This is a genomic window from Allobosea sp. CER48 (assembly GCF_044752385.1).
In the GTDB taxonomy this organism is placed as follows: domain Bacteria; phylum Pseudomonadota; class Alphaproteobacteria; order Rhizobiales; family Beijerinckiaceae; genus Allobosea.
Genome location: NZ_JBIWYK010000708.1, coordinates 1 through 1166, shown reverse-complemented (window position 1 = coordinate 1166; position 1166 = coordinate 1). Strand labels below are relative to the sequence as shown.

At 68.6% G+C, this 1166-nt stretch carries 1 protein-coding gene; it reads left to right on the top strand.

Translation table 11 applies throughout. The features are described from left to right. Nucleotides 1-1166, top strand: a 1166-nt coding sequence (gene selA / locus ACIPIA_RS16715) for an L-seryl-tRNA(Sec) selenium transferase (protein WP_400511095.1), incomplete at both ends; no start/stop codon positions are given.

The window sequence follows — 1166 nt, the reverse complement described above, 5'->3', positions numbered from 1 at the left end:
CGCATGGCGCTGGATTGGCTGGAGGAACGGGGCCGCCCCTCGCAGCGCCCGGTCATCAATCTGACAGGTACCGTATTGCACACCAATCTCGGCCGAGCCCTGCTGGCCGAGGAGGCGATCGAGGCCGTGGTCACCGCCATGCGTGCGCCGACCAATCTCGAATACGAGATCGAGGCCGGACAGCGCGGCGAGCGCGACGCCCATGTGCGTGGCCTCATCCGCGAACTCACCGGCGCCGAGGATGCAATCCTCGTCAACAACAACGCCTCGGCCGTGCTGCTCGTGCTCAACACGCTCGCCAGGGCCCGCGAGGCCATCGTCTCGCGCGGCGAACTGATCGAGATCGGCGGTGCCTTCCGCATGCCGGACATCATGGCCCGTGCCGGCGCCGTCCTGCGCGAGGTCGGCACAACCAACCGCACCCATCTGCGTGATTATGCCGAGGCGATCGGCGCACAGACCGGGCTGCTGATGAAGGTCCATACCTCCAACTATGTGGTGCAGGGGTTCACGGCCGAAGTCGAGCTGGCCGAGCTGGCGAAGCTCGCCCGCCAGCATGAGCTGCCCTTCGTCGACGACCTCGGATCCGGCACGCTGGTCGACCTCTCGCGCTGGGGCTTGCGCAAGGAAAAGACCGTTCAGGATGCCCTGAAGGGCGGCGCCGATCTCGTCACCTTTTCCGGTGACAAGCTGCTCGGCGGCCCGCAGGCCGGCATCATCGCGGGGCGCAAGGATCTGATCGCCAGCCTGGCTAAGAACCCGCTGAAACGGGCCCTCCGCCTCGACAAGCTTCGGCTCGCTGCCCTGGAGGCAACGCTCAGGCTCTACCGCGACCCCGACGGCCTGGCGCAGCGCCTGCCGACGCTCCGGCTGTTCACGCGAAGGCCGGCAGAACTGCGGGCCTTGGCGGAGCGCCTCCGGCCCGCGCTCGCGCGCCGGCTCGGCCCGGGCTGGACGGTCGAGATTGCCGACTGCGCCAGCCAGATCGGCTCGGGAGCGCTGCCGCTGGAGACATTGCCGAGCACAGGGCTCGCGATCCAGCCGGTCGGCAAGGCCGCCGGTTCGGCCGTCGAGCAGCTGGCAGCGGCTTTCCGCGCCGTTCCAGTGCCGGTCATCGGCAGGATCGCGCAAGGGATGCTGATCTTCGACCTGCGCTGTCTCGAAGA